Genomic DNA, 5,248 nt, shown 5'->3' on the forward strand with positions numbered 1-5,248 from the left:
GCGCCTCCGCCACCCAGCGTTGCAGCTTGAGCCCCGTCCACAAGCCGCCGTCGGGCAGGGTTCCCTGGAGGGCCTGCAGCACCCTCTCCTGTTCTTCTGGGGTCAGCTTTGGCCTGGGGCCCGGGTTGTGGTGCCTCCTATCCTGGAGGGTGATGGCGGCCACCTCCTGGGCGGTGAGGCCCCGCTTGGCGTGGTACACCGCGAGGAGGCGGGTCTTCTCCACGGGATCCTTAGCCTTCTTGATCCGTTGCTGGAGTTGAGGGAGGGTCAGGTGGTCAACGACGGTCATGGGGAAGGATACCACATAAAGGGGTATGAGAAGGTAGAGGTCAGCAAGAAAGTCCAGGTAACGGGCTTTAGTGCGCCCATCCAGGCCCAGGTTGCGTGAGAGGGCAGCGAGGTTCAGAGGCGCCCCTTGCAGGTGAGCTGGCATGACCAAAAGACGGCGCACCGTTTCCCCAGAGAGTCTACCTCACCAGAAGCGGGATCTCCCGCTCCACGTAGGCCCGCAAGAAGTCCTGCCGCCAGCGGAAGCTCCTCTGATCGTCCGGCGCAAGGGTGCTGCCCGATGACGGCCCTGTAGGCATCGGTATAGAAGACGACATTACCTCACCCGAGGAGCCCACCCTCAAGATCAGGTGGCGCAAGATCAAGATCATCGTCATCATCAAGGTGAGCGGTTGGTCTGAGCCCGACAGACGTGGCTGCCCATCCCGGCGGCCACTGTTCTATCCAGGACAAAAGATTCTTATTCGCCCGCCTGGGATAAGTATCCCCCCGGGTGAGTCCCTCCCCGCCGTACCGCCGCCCATCGACCTGGTGGGGATGGAGGCGCGCGAAAAAAGGGGGGTTGGACCCCCCAGACTCTTTCCTCCAAGCGCCCTATGGATTGAAGCCGATGTGCTCTATGAATTTGGGCAGCGTCTCTTTGGAAAAAACGGCGAGGAAGAATCGGATCGTTTCGGAGGTTACCCCAAACCTCAAGTGTAACTCCGATTCGACCCAAGGGTCCCCATCGCTGTCCAGATAGGCCCGGCTGAAGCGCTTATTCTGATTCCACTCGTTTACCTCTTCCAACGAGGGGGGGGTGTCCATGGTGAATCCGCTTGCCAGCGTCAGGATCTCACATGAACCCGACTGGCAGCGATCCATCAGGAGTACTACCCTGACGCCGGCTATCCTCAAATGGTACTTGCTATTCCCCACGCGCTCAAAGGGGATGCCCTCTTGGCGCAAGAGGGTTTCCACATCCCTCTCGGTGAGTCCATTCACTATTCTGCCGGTCCCGATGGTCCCCCCCTGGGCAAGGGCCAGGCTGAGTAAAACCGCTGCCCAAATCAGAATCCGCATAACAACTCCTTTCTGCCCCGAAGGACGCCTCCACCGTAGCACGATGCTCCTTTTTTCCTGGTGATATATACACTTCCTCCCTCTTTTGGGTCGTGTAGAGTGAGGCTAAGGAAACCCTATGAACAAGTTCATCTTTCTTTTGGCTCTTTCGCTCATAACCCACATGGCTTTGGCCCACACCTCGCGCATGACCGGCGCTTACATCCCTTACGGTAATTACGTGTTTGACAGTTACCCCGAGCACCCGATTCTGGAATCCGAGCTGGAAAGCGCGGTCAATTCCATAGGCGAAAGTTGTATCGAAACAGAGCACTACCGTTACGAGGAAGGTCTGAATTACAACGTGATCGAGCTTTTGGAGCGCTCCTTTACGAGCGAGGGCTGGAGAGTGGAGAAACTAGGGCAGATGAAGCCTTCTTCTCATTGGCTCATATGGAAAAACAACAAGGCGATTCTGGTATTTTTCACCTTTGTGCACAGAGATCTGGCCTACGTCAGCCTTTGTCGTATTGTTTGAGGAGGGCAGGGCTTTCGAACGCCAGTGATTCAGGGCCAAGCGAACTACCCACCGTACACGATCCACCGCTCCTCGAGGCCCTCCGCCCCCCGGAGCCCCCTCTCCGATGAGGAGGCCGAGGCCCTGTCCAGCCGGTTGCCGGTGGATTACCGGGAGGTTGGCCTCTGAGCTACCCGCTGGGCACCAACGTGCTCCGAGGCCGTTCGGCGTCAGCCCCACCCCAAGGTCATGACCTGGCTGGAAGAGCTCTCATTGCCCCTCACCCTGGGCGAGCTGGTGCGGGGGTGGTGGCCCACAACCTCATCCGGAGCTGGGTCCTTCTCAGGACGGTGGAGTAGGGGCTTGAAGTAGCGCACGAATGTGGTGTCATCCAACACCAAAAGCCCCCGCTCTTTTTGTACGGATGCCTGTGCTTCCCGCCACAACGCCTTTTTGTCTAAAGGCTGTCTTTGCAGCAGGCGGGTGAAGGCATTGTGAGATGGTATCGGGGCTTTCAGGTTGATATCGGGCTGTTTTGGTGCAGCGGTAATGTAGGTTATCGCTTTTTTTGACTAGTCTGATGGCGAAGGGGTTCGCAGTCAACCGCGTAACTCCGGTGTGGGCTGGGGTATGCTTAGCCCGATGCGCCTTGTGGGCCTTACCGGGAGCATTGGCAGCGGGAAGAGCACCGTGGCGGGGTTTTTGCGGGAGCGGGGGGTGCCGGTGCTGGACGCCGACGCGCTAGCCCGCGAGGGAGCGGAGGTCTTCAAGGGCGAAATATGCCGCATGTTTCCGGAAGCCTGCCGCTCAGGGGAGGTGGACCGCCGGGCGCTTGGGGCCTTGGTTTTTGCCGATATGGAAGCCCGGCGCCGCCTGGAGGGTCTTTTGCACCCTTATGTGCGGGCCCGGCTACGGGAGGAGACGGAGCGGGCCCGGGCCGAGGGGGTACCCCTTTTGGTCCAGGAGATACCCCTGCTCTTTGAGGCTGGGCGGGAGAGGGAGTTTGACGGGGTGCTGGTGGTGGCCGCGCCGGAGGATCAAAGGCGGCGCCGGGTGGTGGCCCGGGGGCTTTCCGAGGCCGAGTTTGAGGCCCGGGACAGGGCCCAGCTCCCCCAGGAGGAGAAGCTGAGGCGGGCCACCTGGGTCATCTGGAACGAGGCCGACCTGGAGACCCTGCGGGCCCGGGTGGCGGCCTGGCTCGAGGAGGCCCTGAAATGAGGATTGTGCACGACTGGCTTGGGCCCATTGAACTGCCCGAGGCTCCTGAGCGCATCGTTTCTCTAGCGCCCAACGCCACCGACACCCTCTTCGCGCTGGGGTTGGGGCAGCGGTTGGTGGGGCGCAGCGCCTTCTGCTACCGGCCGGCAGGGGTCTTGGGGCTGCCGGTGGTCTCGAGCTACACCCGGGTGCGCTGGGAGCTTTTGGCCTCATTGCGGCCCGACTTGGTGCTGGTCAGCACTGGGGTCCAGCGGGATCTGCTTCAGGCCCTGTTTGAGCGGGGTTTTCCCGTGTATCCGCTGCCGCTGCCGCAAAGCCCCTATGGCATTATGGAAAATGTAGCGCTGCTGGGGGCCTTGCTGGGCGTGTCGGAGGCCGCCACCCGGCTCGCCCAGGGCTTGGCCGAGCGGTATGCCCGGCTCTACCGGGCCTTGCCCCTGCGGAGGGTGTACCTGGAGTTTGACCTGGGCGGCCCCATCACCGTGGGCCGGGGCAGCTACGTGGATGAGGCCCTGCGGCACCTGGGGCTGCAGAACATTTTTTCCCAGCATCCCCAAAGCTACTTCGTTCCTCAACTGGCCGAGGTGCCTAAAAGGGGGCCAGACCTTTTCATCTACGAGCCCAAGCCGCACCGCTCGAGGCCGCGGGAAAAGGTCGAGCAGCTCATGGCCGAGCGGGGCTGGCGCCTGCCCTTGGTGGTGACCGGAGGGGACGAGCTGGCCCATTACGGCCCGCTCTTCTTCGGGTACTTGGAGCGGCTGGTGGAGCAAATTAGGGGGGTGCTAGACTGAGCCCATGCACGTCTTTCGCCTCAGGGGCAACTTTGAGAGCCTGGATGCCTACACCCCGTTGCTTTTTGACCTGGGGGCCAGGGGCCTGGAGGAGAGGCCGGGTGAGGTTTGGGCCTATTTTCCCGACCGCGTGGAGCTGCCCCTGCCGGGGGAGTGGTTGGAGCTGCCCGACACCGACTGGCTGGAGGCCTACCGCCGCGACCTGAAGCCGGTGCGGGCTGGGGCTTTTGTGGTGCTGGCCCCCTGGCACGGCTGGGAGGGCCCCGAGCGCCGCTTGGTGATTGAACCGGGCATGGCCTTTGGCACCGGCCATCACGAGACCACTCGGCTGGCCCTGGGGGCCCTTTCCCGCCGGGTGGAGCCGGGTATGCGGGTGCTCGACCTGGGCACCGGCTCGGGCATCCTGGCCATTGCGGCGGCGATGCTCGGGGCGGAGGCCTGGGGGGTGGACATTGACCCGGCGGTGATTCCCCAGGCCAGGGCCAACGCCGAGCGTAACCGGGTGGAAGCGTGCTTTGTGGAGGGGAGCCTTGCCGATGTGGAGGGGCCTTTTGACCTAGTGGTGGCCAATCTTTACGCCGAGCTACACGCCCATCTGGCCGAAGCCTACCGGGAGGCTTTTGGGGTATGTGGCTTGCTCATCGTCACGGGCATCCTGGCCGAGCGGGAGAGGATGGTCCGGGAGGCCTTAGAGGCCTGCTCGTTCCGGCTCCTCGAGCGGGAGCAGGAGGGGGAGTGGGTCTGCCTCACCTGGGCGGCGGTCTAGCATGCGACCTCATCGGGCCTATGTCCCCCATTTGGCGCCGGAGGTGGAGCTCCTGGGCAAGGAGGCCCACCACCTGGTGGAGGTTTTGCGGGCCCGACCGGGGGACGCCCTGAGCGTGTTTGACGGAAAGGGCCAGGAGGGCCGGGCCCGGGTGGTGGCGGTGGGCCGGGGCTGGGTGCGGCTAAAGGTGGAGGAAACCTGGTCGGCGGGGCGCGAGCCGCCCATCCCCATCATCCTCTACGTGCCCCTGCTCAAGGGCGATCACCTGGCCGAGGTGGTCCGGGCCGCCACCGAGCTGGGGGCTACCCGGGTGGTGCCGGTTCTGACCCAGCGCTGTGTGGTGCGTGAGCTGAGCGAGACCAAGCTTTTGCGCCTTCGCCGGGTGGCCCAGGAGGCTGCCAAGCAGTGCTTGCGCAGCGTGGTGCCCCAGGTGGAGCCCCTTTGCCCCTTGGGCCAGGTGCCCCCAGCGGAGCAGGGCTTTGTGGCCCACCCCTACGCGCTCGAGCGGGTGCGGGAGGTCTTTGACCCCACCCGGCCCACTGCCCTGATCACTGGCCCCGAGGGGGGGCTTACGGAGGAGGAGGTGGGGTTTTTGCGGGGCCAGTGATCAGGGCAGTGGGCCGGGTG

At 63.6% G+C, this 5,248-nt stretch carries 6 protein-coding genes and 1 pseudogene; 5 read left to right on the top strand and 2 right to left on the bottom strand.

The features are described 5' to 3' along the window. Both Mlute_RS16270 and Mlute_RS13875 read right to left on the bottom strand, forming a co-directional pair. A pseudogene (locus Mlute_RS16270) lies at positions 1 to 451 on the bottom strand (hypothetical protein); the annotation flags it as partial. A 431-nt stretch (positions 452 to 882) separates the two neighbouring features. Next, the gene (locus Mlute_RS13875; protein WP_119361170.1) at positions 883 to 1,350 is read right to left on the bottom strand and encodes a YbjN domain-containing protein; all 468 of its coding nucleotides are present in this window, start codon (positions 1,348 to 1,350) and stop codon (positions 883 to 885) included. 118 nt (positions 1,351 to 1,468) lie between these two features. On the opposite strand from Mlute_RS13875, the gene Mlute_RS13880 reads away from it, so the two are divergent. The 5 genes from Mlute_RS13880 to Mlute_RS13905 all read left to right on the top strand — a co-directional run bounded on the left by Mlute_RS13880 (position 1,469) and on the right by Mlute_RS13905 (position 5,228). Next, positions 1,469 to 1,867: a hypothetical protein gene (locus tag Mlute_RS13880; RefSeq protein ID WP_119361171.1), complete on the top strand. Its 399-nt coding sequence runs from the start codon at positions 1,469 to 1,471 to the stop codon at positions 1,865 to 1,867. A gap of 621 nt (positions 1,868 to 2,488) precedes the next feature. Further along, complete coding sequence (coaE, locus tag Mlute_RS13890) at positions 2,489 to 3,064, top strand: dephospho-CoA kinase (RefSeq protein ID WP_119361172.1); 576 nt, start codon at positions 2,489 to 2,491, stop codon at positions 3,062 to 3,064. Continuing rightward, complete coding sequence (locus Mlute_RS13895) at positions 3,061 to 3,855, top strand: helical backbone metal receptor (RefSeq protein ID WP_119361173.1); 795 nt, start codon at positions 3,061 to 3,063, stop codon at positions 3,853 to 3,855. The genes coaE and Mlute_RS13895 overlap by 4 nt, the downstream gene beginning before the upstream one ends. A 4-nt stretch (positions 3,856 to 3,859) precedes the next feature. Beyond that, entirely contained in the window at positions 3,860 to 4,621 is a 762-nt protein-coding gene (locus tag Mlute_RS13900) for a 50S ribosomal protein L11 methyltransferase (RefSeq protein WP_119361174.1), read from the top strand. 1 nt (position 4,622) lies between these two features. Beyond that, the gene (locus Mlute_RS13905; protein WP_119361175.1) at positions 4,623 to 5,228 is read left to right on the top strand and encodes a 16S rRNA (uracil(1498)-N(3))-methyltransferase; all 606 of its coding nucleotides are present in this window, start codon (positions 4,623 to 4,625) and stop codon (positions 5,226 to 5,228) included. The last annotated feature ends 20 nt before the right edge of the window (positions 5,229 to 5,248 follow it).

This window comes from Meiothermus luteus, assembly GCF_003574085.1.
Lineage (GTDB): Bacteria > Deinococcota > Deinococci > Deinococcales > Thermaceae > Meiothermus > Meiothermus luteus.

Excerpts from the sequence above, each read along its gene's own strand:
- Mlute_RS13875 (WP_119361170.1), bottom strand. The coding sequence starts at position 1,350 with ATGCGGATTCTGATTTGGGCAGCGGTTTTACTCAGCCTGGCCCTTGCC.
- Mlute_RS13880 (WP_119361171.1), top strand. The coding sequence starts at position 1,469 with ATGAACAAGTTCATCTTTCTTTTGGCTCTTTCGCTCATAACCCACATG.
- coaE (WP_119361172.1), top strand. The coding sequence starts at position 2,489 with ATGCGCCTTGTGGGCCTTACCGGGAGCATTGGCAGCGGGAAGAGCACC.
- Mlute_RS13895 (WP_119361173.1), top strand. The coding sequence starts at position 3,061 with ATGAGGATTGTGCACGACTGGCTTGGGCCCATTGAACTGCCCGAGGCT.
- Mlute_RS13900 (WP_119361174.1), top strand. The coding sequence starts at position 3,860 with ATGCACGTCTTTCGCCTCAGGGGCAACTTTGAGAGCCTGGATGCCTAC.
- Mlute_RS13905 (WP_119361175.1), top strand. The coding sequence starts at position 4,623 with ATGCGACCTCATCGGGCCTATGTCCCCCATTTGGCGCCGGAGGTGGAG.